The following is a 21,195-nucleotide window of genomic DNA, read 5'->3' as shown; positions in this document are numbered from 1 at the left end:
TGAATGAAGTGCATTCGGACCTAACTGACGGAGAGCGAGCGGTTTTCGGGCCGGAAGGTGAAGGCCTTGCTGGCGTGTCGGGCTATTGATTGTTGGGCTTGTGTGAGAAATTGACTGTCGGTGCGTCGTCCCGTTCGGGCCGATTTCCGGATTTGTTTCCCAAAGGCCTTCCGATCTGTGAAGATTTCGGGAACGAACGCATCTTTTGACGCGTCTAACCTGCAACTCCCGTGAATAGTACCGACCGAGAGCTCATCAAAGAGACATTGGACGGTCATGGCGAGGCCTTCGGCCACTTGGTCGAACGCCACCAGGATCGCGTCTTCAATGTCCTTGTGCGCTTTCTCGGATCGATCGACGATGCGCGGGACGTCACTCAGGACGCTTTCATTCACGCCTACCAAAAACTTGATACATTCCGCGGCAAGTCGGCATTTTCGACGTGGCTGCACCGCATCGCCATGAATGCGGCGATCAGCCGATGTCGAAAACGACGCTTGGAGAGTGGGTCGATCGATGCCGCTCGAGAGTCGGCCGGCATCGAGCCGGTTGATCAACGGTCAGACACGTTTCCCTCCCATTCGCTCGAGATGGCGGAACGACGGGAACTGGTCTGGAAAGCGATTGACGAATTATCCGATGAATTTCGGGCGGTGATCGTTCTGAAAGAAATCGACGGACTCAAGTACGACGAAATAGCGGAAGTGGTGGAGGTGCCGATCGGCACGGTTCGTAGCAGAATCCATCGCGGCCGCGCCGAGTTGCGAGAAAAATTACGCGTGATCTTTGAGGCGGAATGTTCGCCGCAGTCGATCACACCGCAGACGCCGGCGGTCGCCAATGTGGCTGATACGCGAAATGAAGGGTGACGAACCGTGACCGAGAAGAGGTGGTCCGCCACCAAACCGGACAGTTGTGACTACATTTATTCTGTTTGACTGAATCTATTCCGAACGAAAGAGCCGATCGCGGCAGCGTTGATGTGAGATGAGTGAAACACTGCGACAATCCGAATTGCTGTCCGCCTACCTTGATGGGGAGGTAACGGACGCGGAGCGCGCCGAGGTTGAGCGGATGCTGGAGGCGTCGCCGCAAATGCGGGCGGAACTGGACGAACTCGGACGGATCGGAACAATTCTGCGAGAATCGCCCCGTCAGCGGGCACCCGAAGGGCTCCGCACGGCAATTCATCAGCGAATGACCGAACGGCAAGGTAAGAAACACAGGACCGGATTCCGCACCACTTCGCCCTCGGGGCGACGTGTCTCGTGGGGCGCGGTCGGTGGCGTTATCGGGGGGCTGTTGGCGATCTGTCTGGCCATCACGATATTCGTGCCTGGTCAGCCCTACTCAGCGAGCCAGACCTCAATCACTGACCTGCGGTCGGAATCGGATCGACTGCCTGAAGCAGCGAGGGACTTCAGCGCCGAACCCGCGGCGGCCCCCGCGTTTGATTCGGTTGAGGGTCTCGATGACCGGGCCTCCGAGCGACGATCGTTACCGGCGCCTTCCGCGTTCGGAGAAATTTCGGTCGACGAGCTTGTGGCGGCTGCTCCCGCTCGGGACGACGTGGAGGAAGCGGCGGCCCGCATGCGGGCGATGTCGGCTCGCAGTGATTTCGGTACGCCCGCGGAAGTCGGCGTGACATCGTCGCACCTCGAATCAGACGGAGACGATCTGCGGATCGTTTACGTGACCGTCCTTGATGTCGACAAGGCGGTCGACACATTCCAGACATTGCTGCTGCGGAACTCGGTTCCGCTTTCTCAGCCCGTTTCGACGGGCCTTGGCAGAAGTGCCCGCGACGGGTTGGCTGTCGATCTATCCCGCTCGAACGTTCGGGATGCTCGTCGCCAGTTGGCGGTGTTTGTGGAATCGACCGAAGACCGCGTGGCGGAAGCCGTTGACGATGCGGAACGCAACGACCTGTTCGTCGGGTGGGATTCTGCGGTTGCGACAGCCGAATCGGCGGAAGCCCCGACGCGGGAATTGGCTCTACGAGAGTTCGCCGAGAAGTCCCGCAACTTGAACATGGAATTAGAGCGAGCGGTCAATACCGCTCGTCCATCGGTCGCCCAGCCGTCCGCTGCTCAACAGTCGGTCGCTCAGCCGACCGAAGCGGGCGTGAAGTCGCAGGAACTCGTCGCCGATCAAAACGCCGAGAGTGCCGGGGCGGAACTGGGCAAACAGAAAAGCGGAAAAGATCGTCAGTCGGGACAATCGATCCGTCGCGAACAAAATTTAGACTTGGCTCGATCGCCCAATGGGCAACCCGAAGCGGGGCAGGCTCCGACGGCTCCGCAGCCCGCCGACGCCTTCTCGATAGAACCGGAGAGAGCGATAGCGTCTGATTCGCTTGAGGATCGCGGTGCGGTCGGTTCCGCCGTTGAGATTAAGCCGGGGATGAAGCCGGGGTTGAAGCCGGATCAGATGAAGCCGCTGCCCAGTCCAGTACTGCGAAATACGCAGCAATTGGTGATGATCGACGAGACGGAACTTCCCGCGCGGCGAAATATCGACCGGGGATCCCCGATGAACCGACAGCGCACAGACAAGCGCGAGCGATTGGCCGCGAGAGAGTTATTGAGGCATCGTGAAGAACTGTTCGCAGGAAGTTCCGACGATGCGGATCGGAAGACGTCTTTCAACTCGAATAAAGACCTCGCCGAGTCGGCTAAGAAAGAGTCCGCCGTCGCCGAAGTTAAGGGCGGAAGGCCGGTCGAGGCAGCCGACGAATCATCGAGCGGCTCGCACGCCGCGGCAAAGGAGCAGTCGCAGAACGATTCGTCCAAAGCTCGACCGATCCGCGTGCTTTTCGTGTTTGAAACCCCGACTGAAACGCCGCCGATCGCCGGCGAAGTGAAGGCCGAAGTGTCGAAGCAGCGGGCCGTCGAGGCTCAGTCGCCGACCGAAGCCGGAGTGAGTGACGAGAACAAGTAGTAGGCTCTCGGCACGCCTGCGTTCAGGAACGTTTCCAAGATTTCTGCACGATGGTCGCGTGCTTGGATCAGTGAGATCGCCGCGGACCAATCGGCCGGATGGGTGTAGGTGACGATACGGGTGTTGCTCAGTCCGAGTTTCGCTTCGAGCGCTTTGACCGCCGCGTCTTCAAACCCGATCTCATCGACGAGTCCGGCCTCGAGCGCCTGATTGGCGGTGTAGACCTGTCCGGTGGCGAGCTCTCGGACTTTCGCTTCGTCCAAGCCGGGGCGGTTGTCGACGATCACCTTGACGAACAGATCAAAGCTGTCATCGATGATCGCGTTCCACAACTCGACCTCCTCTTGCGTCAGTGGTCGCAGCGGATTGAGTGAGTCTTTGAATTTCCCGGTCTTGATCGCGTCGGCCTGCACGCCGATTTTCGAGCCCAGTTCGGTCATGTCGTACCGCGGAATAATGACGCCGATCGATCCCGTCCAGGTCGTCGGTTCGGCGAAAATGCGTCCCTGTTCGCCGATACCCATCGAGACGTAATAGCCGCCCGATGCGGCGAGCCGCTTCATGCTGACGTAAACCGGTTTGATCGCCGACAGCTCTTTGAGGGCATGATAAATCTGATGGCTGTCCGCGACGATTCCCCCGGGGCTGTCGACCGATAAGATCACGCCCTTGACCGCCGCGTCGTCTTTGGCTTTTTCGATCGAGTCAATGGTCTGCTCCGTGACGGGGGGCATGATCGTCCCGCCGATCTCGATCACGGCAATCTTGTCGTCAGAGTCCGCGTCTCCGTCGCGGAAGGACTCCTTCGGCTGCGAATTGAATTGAAAGTACTCTTCATATTGCGAGTACATGAACGCGTTCGCGCCGATCGAACAGATCAATAGCAACAGAAGTAGGCGGGCGGCCCACGACGACTTCCGTTTCTTACGCGGCGGCTTCGCGGGGCGACTGTCAGCGGTCGGAAGACTCGACATTGCAAATCCATGCTGTGTTGAGATTGAAGTGATCGAAGCCGCCGCAGACGTGTTGATGCGGCATCAGCATTCGTTTCGAATTGGACTGATGCATCCGACCGCGATGTAAACTGCGAAGTCTGGCGGCGATGCAGAAGTTTAGGCAAGCCTTGCGGGTCGTCACGATCGTCCGGGCCGTGCCGGTACTGCTTCCGGAAAGACAGTCAAATCCGTCACACCCGGAACAACCGGTACCCCCGTTGGCGTCGATACAGACTTCCGCGGGAGTGCATTATTCCTCCGATTCAGGCCGGTCGCAATGTTTGCGGTCACGGTCCCGACGGAGTTCCCCGCTCTCAACGGCAGCACCGCGTCGGCCTCGACCGGCCATCCTTAGGAGTAAACTCACAATGGGTCATGCTCGTCTGTTTCAATCGGTCATGTCACGACGCTGTGCGGCGGGGGTGTTGATCGCCGGAATCGTTTCGCCGGGGTTGGCCCCCGCGGGCGAACCGGTGCGGGCCGAGGCCCAATTGACGCTCCAGGAAGCGATTCAGCGAGAGCTGTCGGCAGTTGGAGGAACCCGCGACCGCGGCGAACGAATCCGACCGGCCGCATTCGTGCCGCCCGCTGCTCCGGCACCGGCGTCGCGAGTCGACGCGAAGACTACTTTTTCTCCTCCTCCGGCGCCGGCACCGGCGATGGGCGAGCCTCTGACTTTCGCTCCGATTCCGAAGGCTCCGAAGTCGAAAGTTGTCGCCTCGGCGGCTTCGGCAGAGAAGACCGTCGCGCCTTCGAAGAAGGTGGAACAAAGGAAGGTTGAAGAAACAAAAAGCCAATCGAATAAGGGAGTGCTCAGCCGACTGAGAGCAATGATCGCCCGGAGCAACCGTCGTAGCGGATCACCCGTCGCTCCGCCGACTCCGCCTGCAGTGAAGTCGCTGTCCGCGAAAGCTCGTCGGGCTCAACCGGCCTTCTCGATCGAGCCGAAATCGCCACTCGTGGAATCAAAGCCCGAGTTCGCCGTCGTGCCGCCCGCGCCTGCTCCGCAGCTTCCGGCACGTCCCGAACAGGTCCGACCGAACTCTCCTCTAGCAGAAGCGTACGCTAAGTCGACCCAAGGGGCGGCGAAAGCAAATGGCGCTGACGCCAACGTTCGTCGCACATCGTCGGCGACCCCGTTCCGCTCGGCGGGCGAGTCGACCGATCGAGACGCCGTCATCGCAGCCAATACTTATAGCTCGGCCTATGCCGACAAGTCGAAATCCAAGTCGCCGCAAGCCGAGGCGAAATCAAAGCCCGAAGTCGCCGAGGCCTCCGATCGGCCGGAGACGTCGAACAAACCTCGCCGAAGCGGTTTGATCGCAGCATTGAAACGCCGTTTCAGCCGCGACAACGGCGATGGTGAAGCTGATAAGAATCAGCCGCCCAAACCACCAGTCGTACGGTCGCTGCAGGGCGGCTCGCCGACGATGGTGGCTGAGCGGAAACCGGCATCGGCTCGCCCGGACGTTTCGAAATCGGTCAAGTCGCAAAATGACGTCCCGTCGCTCGACTTGCCGGCGATCGCGCAAGTCCCACCGGCACCGACTGCTGAATCGAATGACGATGCGGTGATGTTTGAACCTCTTGAAGTCGCCGTCATCGGACCAAAGACTCCGGCTGCGAAGAGCGACGAGGCTGCGGAAGCGAACCCGTTTGAATTGCTGGAGAATTCGACCGTAGCGACTGCCGAACCGAAGGAGACTTCCGCTTTTGCCCCGGTGGAGCCTGAAGCGGCGACCGTTGAAGCGAACCTGATCGTGGAGACACCGACAGAAATCCCGTCGTTCGAGTCGGACGGACTGACCCCGGAACGTCGAATCGAAACAACCGGCGAACTCGCGACTGTGACATCAACTCAAGAGATGTCACCTCAACAGAAGGTTCAAGTCTCCGCTCCTCAAGAGCTGTCACCGGAGCAGAAAGTCGCCAAGGAAACTCCGGAGGAGCGACGACGCCGGGCGATGCTGGCAAAGTTGGAGCAACGCAGCGACCTCGGCGGCTTCCAGGGCTTCTGCCCGGTCACCCTTCGTGACTCGCGAGACCTGACCGACGCCGACCCGACGTATGTCTCGATCTTCGAATCGAGGACCTACGAGTTCTCATCGGCCGAGGCGAAAGCCAAGTTCGATGCCGATCCGTCACGCTACGCTCCCGTCAACGGTGGTCACGATGTCGTCCTGACCGCCGCCGGTGAAATCGAGACCGAAGGCACGTTGCGGAACGCGGTCTGGTTTAAGGACCGGCTCTATCTGTTCCGCTCGACTTCATCGCTGGGCGAATTTAACAGCGACCCTACGAAGTTCCAGATGCCTTACTAATTCGAAACGTGAATTGGTGAATCGGAAAGCCCACGGGTTGCGACCCGTGGGCTTTTTGTATTTTCTCAACACCATGAGGTTGGGGTCGCAGCAGGACGCACGACGGCATCGGCCGCGATTAAGAGTTTCTTCCACCGGGGGAGACTAACGCGACCGACGAGCACACCCTCCGGGGCGCGGCGGATGCGGCTGAGCAGCCCGCCGTAGATTCGCATCATTGCCTTGAGGACCGGTCGCCCGGCCGGGTCGAGATGAGCGAACAGGTCGCCCGCCCGGCTGTAATACTCGGCCGCTCGATCGGTTTCAAATTTCATCAATCGATTGAAGTCGTCACTCGACGTGCCGTCGGCGATTGATTCGACCGTTACGCCGAACCGCTTGAAATCTTCGCGGGGAATGTACGCGCGACCCGACAACGCATCTTCTCGTAAATCGCGCAAGATATTGGTGAGTTGAAAGGCGAGGCCGCAGTCAATCGCCCGTGCCTTTGCGTCGTCCGTGTGATCGAAGCCCCAGATATGAATGCAGCACAAGCCGACCGCCCCGGCCACGTGATAACAGTAACGTTCGAGATCGGCGAACGTGTCGATGGGCGTCGGATCGAGATCGGAGGCCACGCCGGTCAAAACGTCGAACAGCAGTTCCGTCGGAATATCGCGCAGCCGCACGACGTCGGCCAACGCCGGCAATACCGGATGCCGAGCTGCTTCGCCGGCGAGTGCGGCTTCGACGTCACTTCGCCAACTGTAAAGTTCAATGCGTCGAATCGCGACCGACTTCGCCTCGTCATCCGCAATGTCATCGCACACCCGCATATAGGCATACAGCGCACACATCTCGCGACGACTGACGGCCGGTAGCGGGAGAAACGAGTAGTAGAAATTGCCGGCCCGACTGCGCGTCAATCGACTGCAATAGCGATAAGACTCGGCGAGCGCTCGGTCGATACTCATTTCGAGGGTCGTCTCCGCGACCACAGCACGCGGCGCGAGATCACCGACATCGCCAACCGGGCCGCTTCCCACTTCGAGATTTTGGGTCGCACGTCCCACACGCGGTAGTCGATCGCCTCGATCCGATCGCACATCGCCAGTCCGCCCCGGGCGAACAGTTCGATATCGACGCGAAACCGACCTCGCAACCGATCGACGAGCGGCAAGCCGGCGACAAGGAAGCGGTGAGCCCGATCAACTTCGAATCGCATCAGTTCGATGAACGGCTCATTCGTCCGCCGCTCGGCGAAATCCTCATCGGAATAACCGAATCGCCGGCGGTCTTCGGCGGGCAGATAGCACCGACCGATATCCGCGTCCCGCGCGACGTCCTGCCAGAAATTGACGAGTTGCAGTCCCGTGCAGATCGAGTCGGAAAGTTCGGCGTTTGCTTCGTCATACGAGTCGATCAAATACAGCACGAGTCGCCCGACCGGATCGGCACTGCGGCGGCAATAGTCGTGCAATTCGTCGAACGTTTGATAGGTGGCGGTCGTCTGATCCTGTCGGAAGGCGGAGATCAACTCGGCAAATGGTTCCCGCGGGATGCCGAATTCTTGAACCGTTCGCTGCAGGGCGACGAACACCGGATGCCGGGTTTCGCTATCGTACATCGCGTCGAGTTCGCCTTCCCACCAGTCGAGCAGCCGGAGCGACTCTTCGGTCCCTTCGACCTCATCACCGAGATCGTCCGCCCACCGACAATAGGCGTAAACGTTGAAGAAGTGCTGCCGGAGCTTCTTGGGCAAAAGCAGCGACGCCATCGGGAAATTTTCGTAATGCGATCGCGCCAACGTTCGCGTATAGGCTTCGGCTTCTTCCCGCGACGGCTTGACCTGATCCGACTCCGGACCCCAAGCGGCGAGGTGAGGGGTGAAGGTCGAATTGGCGACGAGGGTCGGGGAAGTGGTCACAAATTCCACCGTATTCGACTCGGGAAACATTCCACAATCGAGTATCCCCGACTTGGTTTTGCCGGATCAATTTTTCAATCGCAATTTCAGAATAGGAGTGGCCCGGACACCGTCCGGGTCGCATCGCGACAAGAGTATTCAGCTGCAAATTCGCAGAGGAACGTGGCCGGAATCGTTTTCTGAGGTCAGTAGCTGAATGCTCTTGCGGCTGCGCCGCCCGGACGATGTCCGGGCCACACACATTACTTACTCGCCATATCGCTATTATGACGGGTCACTCGCGAATTCGATATTGCCCGGCTTGAGGTCGGAGAGAAAGATACCGAATCGCGACTCGAACTCGCGCGCGAATTGGACATTTGCGGGTGGCCCGGTTCCTACAGAACCGGGCGGCGCAGCCGCAAGAGGTCTGGGAACCGACTCCAAAGTCGTTGTCGGCGCTGGATTGTCAACACCGCCCCAAGACCTCTTGTCGCTTCGCGACCCGGACCTGTAGGGTCCGGGCCACCCATGTTTTTCGAGTTCTCGATCCCGTCCTGACCATAACCAAGCCGAGAGAGGCGTGTTATTTTCCTGCTGGCGGAATAGGATTCCATCCTTGCTAACGGCTCCGCGTAAAGGCGATCGATCAGAGGAGGTTCTGCCATGAGTAGCGGCTACTCCGCCGACGTCCGGCTTTCACTGACAATCGAGGACCGGGAAATTTTGCTTGCCCAGATCGCGCCTGATCGGATCGTACTGCGTGAGGCGACCGTGATCGAACCTGGACGCGGTGAAGTTCACATGGAGGTTGACGGTCGAATGCATTCGTTGTCGGAGAGCCTCCCCGACGGCGCCAGTGCGGACGATATCGGAGTCGATATCCGGCTTCACGACTTGATCCAAAGCGACGACGTGACAGCCGTCGCTTGACTGAAATAACTGACACCCGCTCGCCCTCTCGTTCAATCACCCGCCTCCCCAATGCCTCTCCCCCGTGTTGCGATCGTCGGCCGTCCGAATGTCGGCAAGAGTTCGATCTTTAACTGGCTGGCCGGCCGGTTGATTTCGATCGTTGATCCGACCGCGGGAGTCACGCGCGATCGCTTGACTTACATCTGTCGGGAGAAGGGCCGCTACTTTGAGATCGTCGACACCGGCGGTATCGGGATTATCGACAGTGACGAACTAGAAGCCGATATCGAAAAGCAGATTCGCTACGGCATCGAACAGGCCGATGTGATCCTGTTCGTGGTCGATGCGCGGACGGGAAAATTGCCGCACGACGATGAAGTCGCGAAGCTGCTGCGCGGTCGCGACATCCCGAAAATTCTCGTGATCAATAAATGCGATTCGGCGAAATACGCGATGGAACAGGCCGAGTTCCTCGGTTTGGCCGATGCACCGGTCGTGCTGACGAGCGTCAAAGGTAACGAGAATCGCAGTGGCCTGTTCGCGGCGATCGTCAAGGCGTTGCCCCCGGCGGCCGAGGATGAAGCGACTTTCGGCGAAGCCCAGATTACCGAGCCGGAGATGAAGCTCGCGATCGTGGGACGCCGCAACGTTGGTAAGAGCACGTTCATCAACGCGATCGCCGAAGAAGAACGCGTCATCGTGAGCGAGGTCGCCGGCACCACCCGCGACAGCATTGATGTGCGGTTCGAAGGCGACGGCCGGTCGTTCATTGCGATCGATACCCCCGGCGTGCGGCGCAAAAAGAGCCTCGAGGGCGACATCGAGTTCTACAGCCTCGTCCGCGCCCAAAAGAGCATTCGCCGGGCCGACGTCGTGCTGATGTTTCTCAGCGCGACCGAGACCATTTCAAAGGTCGACAAGAATCTGATCGAAGAGATCGGCCGGTACTACAAGCCTTGCATCTTCGTGATCAATAAGTGGGACTTGGGAACCGGCGAGGAAATGACGACCGAGAAGTGGACGGCTTACATCGGTCGCACCTTCCCGACCCTGTCGTTCATGCCGGTTGCGTTTGTGACGGCTCAGGAGGGCCGCAATGTTCGGCCGGTGATTAATCTCGCCCAGTCGATCTTCAAGCAGGCGCGGGTGCGGGTCTCGACGGGAAAACTCAATTCGATCGTCCGCGATGCGATCGACCGCCAGCCTCCGCCGATGAAAAAGAATCGGCGCCCCAAAATTTTCTTCGCGACGCAGGTTTCGACCGAGCCGCCCACTATCGTGCTCAAGTGCAATGATCCGAAATTGTTCACCGACAGTTGGACGCGTTACTTGATGGGGAAACTTCGCGATGCATTCCCGTTCGATGAGGTGCCGGTCAAGCTGATTCTCCGAGCCCGTGACGCCGAGCAATCGGAGGAGAAGTACTCCACGGATCGCGGCAACGCCGCCCGCCCGGTCAAGAGTCGTCGCTCCCCCACGACGCGACCCTCGCCGAAGCGAAGATAAATTTCATCCCCGTTTAGCCGCGACCGATTGGGAGCGCGCTTCCTGTCGGTCGCGGCTAAACGTGCGGCGACAACGCGCGTTCGACGCTTGCGATTTCATCGATCGAAATCGGGTCGGCGTCATCCTCTGCGGTGGAGATGATCGCCAAACGCCCGTGTTCGCTACGGCGGGCGTCGGGGTATCCGGTCACGTAGGAGCCATCGCAACGAGTCACGCGAACCTCGTGAGTTTCATCGATTTCGCCGAGTTGCTCTTCCACCAATGCCGGGAATCGGCCCCACGCCCACTTCCACAAGGTGCCCCGAGGGTCGACGCGACCGGCAAGATTGGTCCATTCCGCCTCCGCCTTGACCAACTCGGTTCGCGATGCCGATCGGCACCAGGGGGCGAGTGTTTCATCGATCCACTGCCGTCGCGACGCGGCCAGTTCGAGGAATGACGCCGGAAGCTCCGCTTTGCTGCTGTCGAGATTGTTGCCGTCCGGCGAGGTTACTCCGCCGTGATGAGCGTCCATTTCGGATCAATGCCCGCTGTTGGGTTTGATTGAGGTGGCGAGGCCCCGGTCAAGATTCGTTTCCGAACCGATCCCGAAGTTACTGGGAAATCTGATTCGGACGCGATATCATATTGACATGTTGATGGGTGGATTTCATCCCGCCGGAATTTCCGGATGTGTGAGTGATTTGCCTTTGTTCTTTGTCAGTTCGAAAAGGTCGTGTCGGGAGTCCCGAGGATGAGTGCCGCATTATTTGTTGAAACAGAACAGCGGGTCGACACTGAAATCGATGCGATCGAAGAAATGCGCCTGCGAACTTGGGCGCGGAAGAACTTCGTCGAGTCCGCGGAGCGCGACACGGAGTGGCACCCGGTCATCCTCGACGAGATGGCGCAAATGGATCGCGAGCTGCAGGGCGTCTGACGATCTTTGCGACCCTTCAAACCTTTGCGACGCCTCAAACGAAGAACAGCCCGTGCTTTGGCACGGGCTGTTGAGTCTTCGAATTCGGCTCTGTGGTCGACGCTCATAGAGCGAATACCCATAAGTGTAACGGGTACAGGCGGCGATCCTTGCGAATACGCAGGCGTTGTGCGTCTGATAGCCGCCACAGATAGCAGGAAACTGCTCTTAGTTGCGACGTGCGGCGTCGAACTTCGAATCGTTCACGGCCGACTGCGTCGGTCGCGTGGCCCCGGCCGAGGTTGTCGGCTTGGCGGTCCAGTTTTGGGTCAGCCAGTAGGGGTATTCAGTGCGGACGCTGCCGCCGAGATCCTTCAGCACGCCGCCGAGAATTCGGGGCGAAATGCCGCGGTTCGGGACGACACGTTGCAGCACGAATCGGCGATTCGACGGGATGTAGGCGAAGAATTTGCCGTTGCCGATTTCGTCGTTGCGAGCGAGCAGCCGCAGCAAGGCGGTATTCGGCACGTCGGTCGAGGACTTCGGCAATTCATCGAGCCACGCCATGACCCACAGGCTCTCGCCGTTCTTGCTCAGAACGGCCGACATCGTCAGATCCCATTCTTGCTCTTCGTATTTCGTCTTGAAGCGAAAGTCATAGCGGGACTCCGCCTTTTCCGGCTGCAGGCCGAGGCTCGTGAGCGCCTGGCCCAGCGAGTCTTCGGTCAGTGGGCCGGCGACATCCTGGGCGGCGGCCATGTTCGAGACGCCCAGCCAAGCCGCGACCAAGGCCGTCAGAATGACCGAGTATCGGGTCGTGCAATCAGTTAGGGACATCATCGACGCTCCTTCGTCCAATCCGGGCCGGCTCGGAAAATCCTTTTCCGAACGATCAGGCCGGTCCGGCCTCTGGGAATAGGTGTTTCAGACAGATTTGCGACCACGTTTCAAGGCGGTCAAATTCCCGCGCGAGCATCGCGGGCGATACAAACCCTACATCTGTCATCGTCGACTCGAGTGGTCGAACTTTTGGCTCTTTCACCTGAAAAAGGTGAACAACGCCCAAATGGACCTTTCCGACCGGCGTCTCGTCGTCGTTGATCAGTCCGACGATCTGCTCTGAATGGTCGGCGGGGTATTCCACTTCCTCAGTCAGTTCGCGCGCTAAGCCTGTTTTGTACGGGTCCTGTCCCCCGGCGGCGTCCTCTTTTGAGATGTGTCCGCCGACCCCGATTGACCGCTTCGCTTTGAGCCGGGCCTCTCCGACCCCCGAACCGCGCGTATATTGAAAGACCGTGTCGCCACACATGAAGATGCAATAGGGGATGAGCTGCTTGTAGCTGGGATCCTCTTCCGCTTCCGATCGCGGCAGGAACCGCATCATCGCCGGATCGAGCAGCGTCTTCAGGTAAGGACGCATCTCGGGATTGAAGCCCTGAAAGTATCCCACTTCGTGGAATAGCAACGTCGGCACGACCAGAACGTGCTCTTCTTCACTCGCACTCATCCCCGCACTCTTTCTATTTTTCAAAGCCCACGCGTTGCAACGCGTGGGCTTTTCAATATCACGATTTTCCAAGTAGCTCGTCGACGGCGGCGCCGATGTCGTCGGCCCGCATCAGCGTTTCGCCCACGAGGATCGCCCCGCAACCGGCCTCTTGCAGTCGCCGAACTTCATTGTGCGTGCGAATTCCGCTTTCGCTCACGAGCAGTGTTCCCTCGGGGAGTTTCGATGCCAGCGCGATCGAATGCTCCAAGTCGGTCACGAACGTTCGCAGGTCGCGGTTGTTGATGCCGACCAGCGGTGCATCGAGAGCCAGTACTCGGTCGAGGTTCTCGAGATCATACAGTTCGACCAATGCGTGCATCCCGAGTTCGCAAATCGTCTCATAGAGCGATCGCAACGCGTCGTCAGTGAGACACTCGGCGATCAGCAGCACGGCATCGGCTCCGGCCGCCCGCGCTTCGACGACCTGATACCGGTCGAGCACAAAGTCTTTTCGCAGCACGGGGACCTCGACCGCTTTCCGCACCGCCTTCAGAAAATCGAGATGTCCCTGAAAGAAGGTCTCATCGGTCAGCACGCTGATGCACGAGGCCCCGTGCTCGGCGTATGTCGAAGCGATGGCCACCGGGTCAAAGTCTTCGCGAATCAACCCGGCCGATGGCGACGCCTTCTTCACTTCAGCGATCAGGCCGATCGTGGGAGCCGATTGCAGGGATGCGAGAAAATCTCGGGGAGCGGGTGCGTCTCGCAGCACGGCTTCCAGCTCCGCTATTGGCCGCGCTGCTCGGGCGGAGGCAATTTCCTCCCGCTTTTTCCGGACGATGTCGTCGAGGATGGTGTTCACGGGCTGAGGTCGATCTGCAGGGTTGCGGTGCCCGCGTACGATATCGCGAACCGGGGACAGGGCCAAAGCAGTCGGATCGGTTTCCGCAGGGGCCAAGTTCGACCTAAGCTTGATCCCGCTTCTCAATCTCACTTGGCCGCCAGAACTTGCATTTGAATGCCCGACCTCGAGACGATCAATTCGGCCGAAACAATCGCGTTGCTGGGCGTCGTCGCGCTGGTCGGCTGGAGCGGTTACGTCTGGTGGGGCTTCGGGCTTAGATTGGGCCGTGGCAAACCCGCCCTGCCCCGGCGGGGTGGTCCGCGGGGGGCAGTCCATCCGTTTCCGCTGGTGCTCGTTTCCCTGTGGTGGCTGTTCACGGTCGCGGCCCTCATTGCCGGTGGACTCGAACTGACATCGCCGCCCGATCCCGAAGCGGTCATCGATCCCCGAGCGACCACGATACTGAGTCTGGGCGTCGGTGGGTTGCTGCTGGGGGCAATTGTTTCGACCAGTGACCTTCGCGGAGTCGGACTTCGATTCGGCCCGCTCGACGCCCGCCGCATCGGCGTTGAATTCAATTACGCATTAAAGACGTTTGCGGCCACCGTTCTGCCGACGGCGATCCTGCTGATCGTGATGTCGCCTTGGCGCACGACAGAAACTCAACACCCGTACTTCGAAATTTTGACCAATGGGTCACCTGAGCTGCGTTTCTACGTGGCGTTTTCCGTCTTGATCGGCGCACCGTTGCTCGAGGAACTGATCTTTCGTGTCACAATGCAGCGGTGGATCGGCAGGCTTCTGTCGCTATTCGATATCACCGCGGCCCCGGCGACGTGGTCCATCGTGCTGACCGCCGCTCTGTTCGCGGCCGTGCATGGCATGCACGATGCCATACCCCTGATGCCGCTGGCACTTGCCCTTGGTTGGCTTTACGAACAGCGCAACAGCGTGATCTCTATCATGCTTGTGCATTCCGTTTTCAACGCGACATTCCTGGCGCTGGCACTGCTCGGTGCGTGATTCGCTCTCACCGTTTAGCCGCGACCGCGAGGGAGCGCGCTTCCTCGCGGTCGCGGCTAAACGCGATGCCGTGGTGGAAGGCATCGGCGACGATTGGTAATCTCCGCGGTCGATCCCCTGCCTTACGTTGTCGAAGCCGCCATGGATTTCCCGCCCGTCGAAGAACAGCTCGCCGTCATCCGCCGGGGGATCGAGAAGATCGTCCCCGAGCAGGAGCTGGCCAAAAAGCTCGAAGAGAGTCGCAAGACGGGAACACCGCTGCGCATTAAATACGGCATCGATCCCACCGGCGTCGACCTGCACCTCGGCCATACCGTGCCGATGCGGAAGATGAGTCAGTTTCAGGAATTGGGGCATCAGGCGGTCATTATCATCGGGAACTACACCGCCCTCGTGGGCGATCCCAGCGGGCGTGACGAGGCCCGCGCGAAGCGGCTTACTGCCGACGATGTCGAACGCAACGCCCAAGACTACCTGGAGCAGGTCGCCAAGGTCATCGATATCGACAAAGCCGAGGTCCATCGCAACGGCGACTGGTTCGGCGAGATGAGTTTCGCGGACATCCTCAATCTCACCAGCAAGGTCACCGTCGCGCAGTTACTCACGCGGGACGACTTCGCCAAGCGGATGAAGGCCGAGTCGCCGATCTTTTTGCACGAGTGCCTCTACCCGATCATGCAGGCATGGGACTCCGTGATGATTCACGCCGACATCGAACTCGGCGGGACGGAGCAGCTCTACAGCTTCATGCTCGCCCGTGACCTGCAAAAGGATGCGGGCAAGCCGGAGCAGATCGGGGTGATGTCGCCGATTCTCGTCGGGATCGACGGCGTCCGGCGGATGGGCAAGAGCCTCGGCAACTACATCGGATTCGCCGAGCCGCCGTACGAGCAGATGAAGAAGTTCATGCAAGTCCCCGATGAGTGCATGAAGCCCTACTTCGAACTGTTGACGCAGGTCCCGCTCGCCGAGGTTGAACAGTTGTTGGCCGGGCATCCGAAGGAGGCCAAGCTGACACTCGCGAAGACCGTCATAGGCGAATACCACGGAGCCGATGCCGCCGAGGAAGCCGCCGAACGTTGGACTCGTGAAATCTCCAAAGGGGCTCTTCCCGAAGACATCCCCGAGTCGGAGCTCTCTTCGGATCAGCTTCAGGACGGGGGCCTACCTGCGGCGAAGCTATTGACCGAGTTGTCGCTCGTCGCGAGCGGCGGTGAGGCCCGTAGGCTGATCGCGCAGGGCGGGGCGAAGGTCGGCGAAGACAAACGCGTGATCGGCTCGCACGACGAGATCGTCCCGCTCACGGACGGCGAACTGATCTGGGCCGGTAAGAAAAAAGTCAAACGGGTCCGGCTGACATGAGCGTTCCCGGCTCGCGGACACTGTCGGTGATCTGCCCGCTCCTTGTAGCGGCGACGGTCTTCGTGGTGTTTCTACCGACGCTCGAAAACGATTTCGTCCGCTTTGACGACGAGAAAAACTTTCTCACGAACTCGCGCTGGCGGGGCTTCACCGCCGAGAGCCTCGGGTGGATGTGGAGCCAGCCGCACTTGGGGCATTACCACCCACTGACGTGGATGTCGTTGGCGCTCGACGACGCAATCTGGGGTCCCGAAGAGGGCGAAGCGCAACGTCCCAATCCCGACGCTTTTCACTTCACCAACAACCTCCTGCACGCGTGGAATGCCGCAGCGGTCTGCCTGCTGGCCGTGGCCCTAATCCGCCGCACGCCGGAAAAAATCGCGGAGATCGACGGCCGCTGTCTCTGGCTCGGCGCGGCGTTGGCAGCTGTGCTGTATGGCGTCCACCCGCAGCGGGTCGAGTCGGTCGCGTGGGCGACCGAACGGCGTGATGTGCTTTCGGCGGCGTTCCTCATCCCCGCAGTGATCACGTACCTTCGCTATTGCGATCGGACGTCCCGCCGATGGCTGTGGTACGCGGCAACGCTCGCACTGACGCTCCTATCGCTACTGTCGAAGGCATGGGGCATCACCTTTCCGGCGATCCTGCTGATCCTCGACGTCTGGCCCCTCCGACGCATCGGTTTCGGCCGCGACTTCCGTTGGAACGATTGGCAACGGTCGGTCGTTGAGAAGATTCCGTTCGGCGTCGCGTCGCTTGTCTTCGCGGCGTTTGCCGCCGACGCTCAAGAGGTCGAAGGGGCCTGGATCTCATTCGACAACTATCCGCTGACCGAGCGACTGGCCAACGCGTCCTTGGCGTTGTGCTGGTATGTTTTGAAGACGCTCGTACCGACGGGCCTGCACGCGGCCGTGATGCAGCCGACCGGCGCGAGCTTCCTCCAATGGCCTTATTGGGCATGCGGCGGTGCGGTCGCTTCGATGGGTGTTCTTGCGGTCTGGCTCAGGAAGCGTCGCCCGGCCGTCTCGGTCACAGCTCTGGCAACGCTCGTCCTGCTCTCGCCGGTATTGGGGCTGTCACAATCGGGCTTTCAGCTTGCAGCCGATCGCTACACGTACCTGGCGATCATTCCCTTTGTGGTGATCGCAGCGGGTTGCCTCGCGTGGCTGTTGCAACGTTCGGTGCCGACCCGCGTTGTTGCGTCAGTCGGGGCGGTCGCGATCGGTGCGGCCTACATCACACTCACGCTTAATCAGATCCCGATTTGGGAAAACGAGATCACGCTCTGGTCGCGAGCCGTCGCCGTCGAGCCGAAAAACACTTTCGCCAATTTCGCACTCGGCGTGGAGTACTCCAAACGCCGGCAGCTTGACGACGCGGTCGAGTACCTGCGTGTCGCCCTCGAATCGGCGAAAGCGGGGAACTTCGAGCAGTTTGAGCAGCTTTCGGCAGATGAAATTCGTGAGATTACCGCGTACCAAAGCAAGCGGGCGGCCGAAGCCCGCCTCGCCGCTTCGCTCAAGTCCATCGAAGAGAATCCGAATGACCCCGAGCCGGTCCTCGATCTTGTCGCATTAGTGCGGCGGCAGAACATTTCGGTTCTGGAGCACGTGGAGAACGCGGTCCGCCGGATGCCGGAGAACGGGCAGATGCGGACTGCGCTGGGCGTAGAACAGGTCCGCGTCGGCAAATTCGAAGAGGCACTGGCGACGTTCAAGAAAGCGGAGCAACTCGGCGGCACCGGCGAGGACTTCTACCTCTTCCGCGGCGAGGCGCTGACCTCGCTCGGCCGGTTCGACGCGGCGATCGCGACGTTCCGACAGGCACTAGAACTCGACCCGAAATCGACCACGGCACTGACGCAGCTGGGGCGGGTGCTGTACGCCGCGAAAAGAAGCCGCGACGCCCTGCCGTTCCTGACCCGCGCGGTCGAACTCGATCCGTCCGACGCCCCGGCCCGCTTCATTCTCGCGCTGGTCCTGATCGACACGGGACAGCTGAGAGCCGCTGTTAACCAGCTACAAAAGACGATCGAAACAGCCGGCAACTCCGACATCGGCCGAAGGGCCGCCGCGAAGCTCCAGGAACTGTCCTTGAGGATGCGTTGAAAATTCCGTCGCTTCGCCCGACCCTTTGCGTCACCAGAGAACCTTCAACGAGAAAAGCACGATGCCTCAGGGATTTGCCATTGTCGGCTGCGGGATGATCGCGGAGTTTCACGCCGCAGCGATCGCCGAACTTCGCGGCGCGAAGCTCGTCGCCTGCATGAGCAGCCGCAAGGCATCGGCCGATAAGTTCGCCGAGAAGCACGGCTGCAAGAGCTATACGTCGCTCAGCGAGATGCTCGACGATCCCGAAGTGACGATCGTCAACATCTGCACGCCGAGCGGTGCTCACATGGAGCCGGCCCTTGCGGCCGCCAAGGCGGGCAAGCACGTTGTGGTCGAGAAGCCGCTGGAGATCACGCTCAAACGCTGCGACAAGATTATCGATGCCTGCGAAGCCGCGGGCGTGCGGCTCTGCACGATCTTCCCCAGCCGGTTCGGCGGCGCGAATCAGGAGCTGAAGAAAGCCGTCGAATCGGGCCGCTTCGGGCGACTGACGCTCGGCGACACCTTCGTGAAGTGGTGGCGGAGTCAGGAGTATTACGACAGCGGCGGCTGGCGCGGCACGTGGGAACTCGATGGCGGCGGGGCCTATATGAATCAGGCGATCCACAACGTCGACCTGATCTATTGGATGATGGGGGACGTCGCCGAGGTCAGTGCCGTGACGGCGACACTCGCCCACGAGCGGATCGAGGTCGAAGACGTCGGTGTCGCCGCTTTGAAGTTCGCCAATGGCGCGGTCGGCACGATCACCGCCACGACCAGTGCCTTTCCCGGGCTGCTCAAGAAGACCGAGATTCACGGCACCGAGGGCTCCGCGATCGTCGAGCAGGACGAAATCCTGATGTGGGACTTCGCTAAGAAGGATCGCCGCGATGCCTCGATCAAAAAGAAGTTCGGCGGCGCCGGCGAAACGTCGGGCGGTGCCGCGGATCCCAAAGCGATCTCGCATCAGGGGCACATGCTCCAACTGAAGGACTTCGTTAAGTCGATCGAAACCGGCAGCGAACCGGTCGTCGACGGTCGCGAAGGCCGCAAGAGCGTCGAGATCATCCTCGCGATCTACCAGTCGTCGTGGACGGGTAAACGCGTCTCGTTGCCACTCAAGCGAGATCCCAAGCGACCTGCGTAGCCTCTCGATAAAGCCGAGCGTCGTCATCCCATAAAGCCGCGACTGGTAAGGAGCGGATCAGTGTGCGGCTTCATCTTGGCCGGTGAACACTCGAAGCGGTCTCAATTCGTCGGTCATACAAGCCCGAGGCGCCAGCCGTCGGGGAAATCATTGGTTGATCGACCATCGGCTTGCGCCGCTGGCTGGCATTGAAATCGCTTTTACCGTCCCGGTTTGATGCAGCCGGTGTGGAAGCGATGCCGCGGTCGTGATCCCCTTCCTGCCGGTCGGGGCTGCATTCTCTTTATTTTGAATTCGCAACGATCGCTGAGGGCATGCGGCGCGCATTCGTCTTGACCCGTATTGCGTGGCCTACGACACTGCCGACCGCTCTGTACACCCACGGACGGGATCAATGCGGCCGACGACAATCACCCTGCGGCACCGGGCCGAGTTCTTTGCCTTTCAAGTGACCATTGCATTGATCGCTTCGCTGCCGACCACATGGTCGAAGCGCGGCTCAGAATTGCTGGCCGATTTCATCGTGAATTGGCTTCCGCGGAAGCTATCCCGCTATCACATCGCGGCGGAGAATTTGCGGGAATCGTTCGGCGACGAAATGACCCAGCGGGAGATTCACCGCACCATCGAGCAAATGTGGGTGCATCTGTTTCGGTTGGTGACCGAAATCGTGCTGATGCCGCGGAAGTTTCGGCGGACAAACATGGCCGACGTGTTCGGGTTCACCAATCGCGACGAAACGGTGCGCGCGATGTCGAGCGGTCGACCGGTGATTCTGCTCGGCGGACATTACGGGAATTGGGAAGCCGCGGTGACGGCGTTCGGCGAGTTCGGCTTCCCCGCCGGCATTGTCGCGCGCGATTTCGATAACCCGCTGCTTCACGACTGGTTCGCGGCCGCCCGTCAGCGAACCGGCGGAATGCTGATTTCGAAAAAAGGGGGCGGCGGCGACATGGCCGCCCTGATGGAATCCAAAGGACTCGTCGCTCTGCTGTGTGATCAGGATGCCGGAAAACGCGGCGTGTTCGTGCCCTTTTTCGGTCGCGAGGCATCGACCTTCAAATCGATCGCCCTGTTGGCGATCGAATATCGCGCCCTCATCTGCGTCGGTTACGCGATTCGGCTCGAAGACGACTTCGAAAGCAATCACTGGGTGCGCTACGAAATCGGCAGCGCGGATATCATCGATCCTGACAATTTCGATGGTGCCGACGCGATCGAGAAAATCACCGCCCGGTTCACTAGCTCCCTCGAATTCGCCGTGCGGAAGTCCCCCGAACAATACTTCTGGCTGCATCGTCGCTGGAAGACACGACCCGGCGAGCGCCGCCGGCGACGAAAAGAACGATCGCAAAAAGCCGCGGCGTAGAGCAGTTCTATGACACCCGCCGGGCGATTCGCTGGAGGTGAGTCGAGACCTGTATTCTCGGGTGGCCCGGTTCCCATAGAACCGGGCGGCGCCGCGAAGCAGCCGCGACTGGTAAGGAGCGGATCATCTGGCGGCTGCTCTCTCCATTGCACCGATGGCGGCTCGTCCCTGATCCGCTTCCTGCCGGGCGCGGCTTTAAGACCTGAGAGGTGCCAAAGAAAAACATCCTGTCGCGCGAGCGTTTCAACTTTTCGACAGATTGCGATCACCACCCCGCGCTCGCTGGGGGCGACTAAAGGGCCGTCCTCAGCCATCCTGTCCTATCGTCGCGCCTTACATCCAAATCAAGGAAATTTCGGGTAGCCCGGCCCATCGGGCCGGGTGCCATCAGGCACACGAGGCGATGCA

The 21,195-nt window shown here is 60.3% G+C and carries 18 protein-coding genes; 11 read left to right on the top strand and 7 right to left on the bottom strand.

Going from position 1 to position 21,195, the window contains the following annotated elements; genetic code table 11:
- Positions 1-230 precede the first annotated feature (230 nt).
- Both Pan189_RS13735 and Pan189_RS13730 read left to right on the top strand, forming a co-directional pair.
- Complete coding sequence (locus tag Pan189_RS13735; protein ID WP_145364546.1) at positions 231-869, top strand: RNA polymerase sigma factor; 639 nt, start codon at positions 231-233, stop codon at positions 867-869.
- 118 nt (positions 870-987) lie between these two features.
- On the top strand, positions 988-2,940 hold the full coding sequence (locus Pan189_RS13730) for an anti-sigma factor family protein (protein ID WP_145364545.1): 1,953 nt from the start codon (positions 988-990) through the stop codon (positions 2,938-2,940).
- Here the strand turns inward: Pan189_RS13730 and sppA are convergent.
- Positions 2,898-3,914 carry a signal peptide peptidase SppA gene (gene sppA, locus Pan189_RS13725; protein ID WP_145364544.1) on the bottom strand — a complete coding sequence of 339 codons (1,017 nt, stop codon included), beginning with the start codon at positions 3,912-3,914 and terminating at the stop codon, positions 2,898-2,900. The two genes, Pan189_RS13730 and sppA, sit on opposite strands and share 43 nt — an antisense overlap.
- Before the next feature lie 389 nt (positions 3,915-4,303).
- Between sppA and Pan189_RS13720 the strand changes: the two genes are divergently transcribed.
- The gene (locus Pan189_RS13720; protein ID WP_145364543.1) at positions 4,304-6,256 is read left to right on the top strand and encodes a ribonuclease E domain-containing protein; all 1,953 of its coding nucleotides are present in this window, start codon (positions 4,304-4,306) and stop codon (positions 6,254-6,256) included.
- 65 nt (positions 6,257-6,321) lie between these two features.
- Here the strand turns inward: Pan189_RS13720 and Pan189_RS13715 are convergent, their stop codons facing one another.
- Positions 6,322-7,209, bottom strand: coding sequence for a phytoene/squalene synthase family protein (locus Pan189_RS13715; protein ID WP_310820477.1), 888 nt, complete (start codon positions 7,207-7,209; stop codon positions 6,322-6,324).
- Positions 7,206-8,192, bottom strand: coding sequence for a squalene synthase HpnC (gene hpnC, locus Pan189_RS13710; protein ID WP_145364542.1), 987 nt, complete (start codon positions 8,190-8,192; stop codon positions 7,206-7,208). Before hpnC ends, Pan189_RS13715 begins: the two co-directional genes overlap by 4 nt.
- A 615-nt stretch (positions 8,193-8,807) precedes the next feature.
- Here hpnC and Pan189_RS13705 point away from each other — a divergent pair.
- Positions 8,808-9,074 carry a hypothetical protein gene (locus Pan189_RS13705; RefSeq protein WP_145364541.1) on the top strand — a complete coding sequence of 89 codons (267 nt, stop codon included), beginning with the start codon at positions 8,808-8,810 and terminating at the stop codon, positions 9,072-9,074.
- 51 nt (positions 9,075-9,125) lie between these two features.
- Positions 9,126-10,562 (top strand): ribosome biogenesis GTPase Der, encoded by a 1,437-nt coding sequence (der, locus tag Pan189_RS13700; RefSeq protein WP_145364540.1) that lies wholly within the window; start codon positions 9,126-9,128, stop codon positions 10,560-10,562.
- 55 nt (positions 10,563-10,617) lie between these two features.
- Here der and Pan189_RS13695 read toward each other — a convergent pair whose 3' ends face one another.
- Positions 10,618-11,076, bottom strand: a complete 459-nt coding sequence (locus tag Pan189_RS13695; RefSeq protein WP_145364539.1) for a hypothetical protein — start codon at positions 11,074-11,076, stop codon at positions 10,618-10,620.
- A 219-nt stretch (positions 11,077-11,295) separates the two neighbouring features.
- On the opposite strand from Pan189_RS13695, the gene Pan189_RS13690 reads away from it, so the two are divergent.
- Positions 11,296-11,481, top strand: a complete 186-nt coding sequence (locus tag Pan189_RS13690; RefSeq protein ID WP_145364538.1) for a hypothetical protein — start codon at positions 11,296-11,298, stop codon at positions 11,479-11,481.
- A 207-nt stretch (positions 11,482-11,688) separates the two neighbouring features.
- Here the strand turns inward: Pan189_RS13690 and Pan189_RS13685 are convergent, their stop codons facing one another.
- Genes Pan189_RS13685 through trpC form a run of 3 tightly spaced genes read right to left on the bottom strand, consistent with a single transcriptional unit; the run spans position 11,689 to position 13,811 of the window.
- On the bottom strand, positions 11,689-12,297 hold the full coding sequence (locus Pan189_RS13685; protein WP_145364537.1) for a hypothetical protein: 609 nt from the start codon (positions 12,295-12,297) through the stop codon (positions 11,689-11,691).
- Positions 12,298-12,352: 55 nt separating this feature from the next.
- On the bottom strand, positions 12,353-12,967 hold the full coding sequence (locus tag Pan189_RS13680) for a phosphoesterase (RefSeq protein ID WP_145364536.1): 615 nt from the start codon (positions 12,965-12,967) through the stop codon (positions 12,353-12,355).
- Between the two features lie 58 nt (positions 12,968-13,025).
- A complete protein-coding gene (gene trpC, locus Pan189_RS13675; RefSeq protein ID WP_310820476.1) occupies positions 13,026-13,811 on the bottom strand; it encodes an indole-3-glycerol phosphate synthase TrpC in 786 nt (261 codons plus the stop codon).
- Between the two features lie 156 nt (positions 13,812-13,967).
- Between trpC and Pan189_RS13670 the strand changes: the two genes are divergently transcribed.
- From Pan189_RS13670 to Pan189_RS13650, 5 genes are all read left to right on the top strand, one after another.
- Positions 13,968-14,816, top strand: a complete 849-nt coding sequence (locus Pan189_RS13670; protein ID WP_145364534.1) for a CPBP family intramembrane glutamic endopeptidase — start codon at positions 13,968-13,970, stop codon at positions 14,814-14,816.
- A gap of 141 nt (positions 14,817-14,957) precedes the next feature.
- Positions 14,958-16,178 (top strand): tyrosine--tRNA ligase, encoded by a 1,221-nt coding sequence (tyrS, locus tag Pan189_RS13665; protein WP_145364533.1) that lies wholly within the window; start codon positions 14,958-14,960, stop codon positions 16,176-16,178.
- A complete protein-coding gene (locus tag Pan189_RS13660; protein WP_145364532.1) occupies positions 16,175-18,286 on the top strand; it encodes a tetratricopeptide repeat protein in 2,112 nt (703 codons plus the stop codon). Before tyrS ends, Pan189_RS13660 begins: the two co-directional genes overlap by 4 nt.
- A 61-nt stretch (positions 18,287-18,347) precedes the next feature.
- A complete protein-coding gene (locus tag Pan189_RS13655; RefSeq protein ID WP_145364531.1) occupies positions 18,348-19,418 on the top strand; it encodes a Gfo/Idh/MocA family protein in 1,071 nt (356 codons plus the stop codon).
- Positions 19,419-19,812: 394 nt separating this feature from the next.
- Positions 19,813-20,787 carry a lysophospholipid acyltransferase family protein gene (locus Pan189_RS13650; protein ID WP_145364530.1) on the top strand — a complete coding sequence of 325 codons (975 nt, stop codon included), beginning with the start codon at positions 19,813-19,815 and terminating at the stop codon, positions 20,785-20,787.
- The last annotated feature ends 408 nt before the right edge of the window (positions 20,788-21,195 follow it).

The organism is Stratiformator vulcanicus, from assembly GCF_007744515.1.
Lineage (GTDB): Bacteria > Planctomycetota > Planctomycetia > Planctomycetales > Planctomycetaceae > Stratiformator > Stratiformator vulcanicus.
Note: the sequence above shows the minus strand (reverse complement) of the source record. Positions and strands in the feature narration are given on the sequence as shown.

Excerpts from the sequence above, each read along its gene's own strand:
- Pan189_RS13730 (WP_145364545.1), top strand. The coding sequence starts at position 988 with ATGAGTGAAACACTGCGACAATCCGAATTGCTGTCCGCCTACCTTGAT.
- sppA (WP_145364544.1), bottom strand. The coding sequence starts at position 3,914 with ATGTCGAGTCTTCCGACCGCTGACAGTCGCCCCGCGAAGCCGCCGCGT.
- Pan189_RS13720 (WP_145364543.1), top strand. The coding sequence starts at position 4,304 with ATGGGTCATGCTCGTCTGTTTCAATCGGTCATGTCACGACGCTGTGCG.
- Pan189_RS13715 (WP_310820477.1), bottom strand. The coding sequence starts at position 7,209 with ATGAGTATCGACCGAGCGCTCGCCGAGTCTTATCGCTATTGCAGTCGA.
- hpnC (WP_145364542.1), bottom strand. The coding sequence starts at position 8,192 with ATGTTTCCCGAGTCGAATACGGTGGAATTTGTGACCACTTCCCCGACC.
- Pan189_RS13705 (WP_145364541.1), top strand. The coding sequence starts at position 8,808 with ATGAGTAGCGGCTACTCCGCCGACGTCCGGCTTTCACTGACAATCGAG.
- der (WP_145364540.1), top strand. The coding sequence starts at position 9,126 with ATGCCTCTCCCCCGTGTTGCGATCGTCGGCCGTCCGAATGTCGGCAAG.
- Pan189_RS13695 (WP_145364539.1), bottom strand. The coding sequence starts at position 11,076 with ATGGACGCTCATCACGGCGGAGTAACCTCGCCGGACGGCAACAATCTC.
- Pan189_RS13690 (WP_145364538.1), top strand. The coding sequence starts at position 11,296 with ATGAGTGCCGCATTATTTGTTGAAACAGAACAGCGGGTCGACACTGAA.
- Pan189_RS13685 (WP_145364537.1), bottom strand. The coding sequence starts at position 12,297 with ATGTCCCTAACTGATTGCACGACCCGATACTCGGTCATTCTGACGGCC.
- Pan189_RS13680 (WP_145364536.1), bottom strand. The coding sequence starts at position 12,967 with ATGAGTGCGAGTGAAGAAGAGCACGTTCTGGTCGTGCCGACGTTGCTA.
- Pan189_RS13670 (WP_145364534.1), top strand. The coding sequence starts at position 13,968 with ATGCCCGACCTCGAGACGATCAATTCGGCCGAAACAATCGCGTTGCTG.
- tyrS (WP_145364533.1), top strand. The coding sequence starts at position 14,958 with ATGGATTTCCCGCCCGTCGAAGAACAGCTCGCCGTCATCCGCCGGGGG.
- Pan189_RS13660 (WP_145364532.1), top strand. The coding sequence starts at position 16,175 with ATGAGCGTTCCCGGCTCGCGGACACTGTCGGTGATCTGCCCGCTCCTT.
- Pan189_RS13655 (WP_145364531.1), top strand. The coding sequence starts at position 18,348 with ATGCCTCAGGGATTTGCCATTGTCGGCTGCGGGATGATCGCGGAGTTT.
- Pan189_RS13650 (WP_145364530.1), top strand. The coding sequence starts at position 19,813 with ATGCGGCCGACGACAATCACCCTGCGGCACCGGGCCGAGTTCTTTGCC.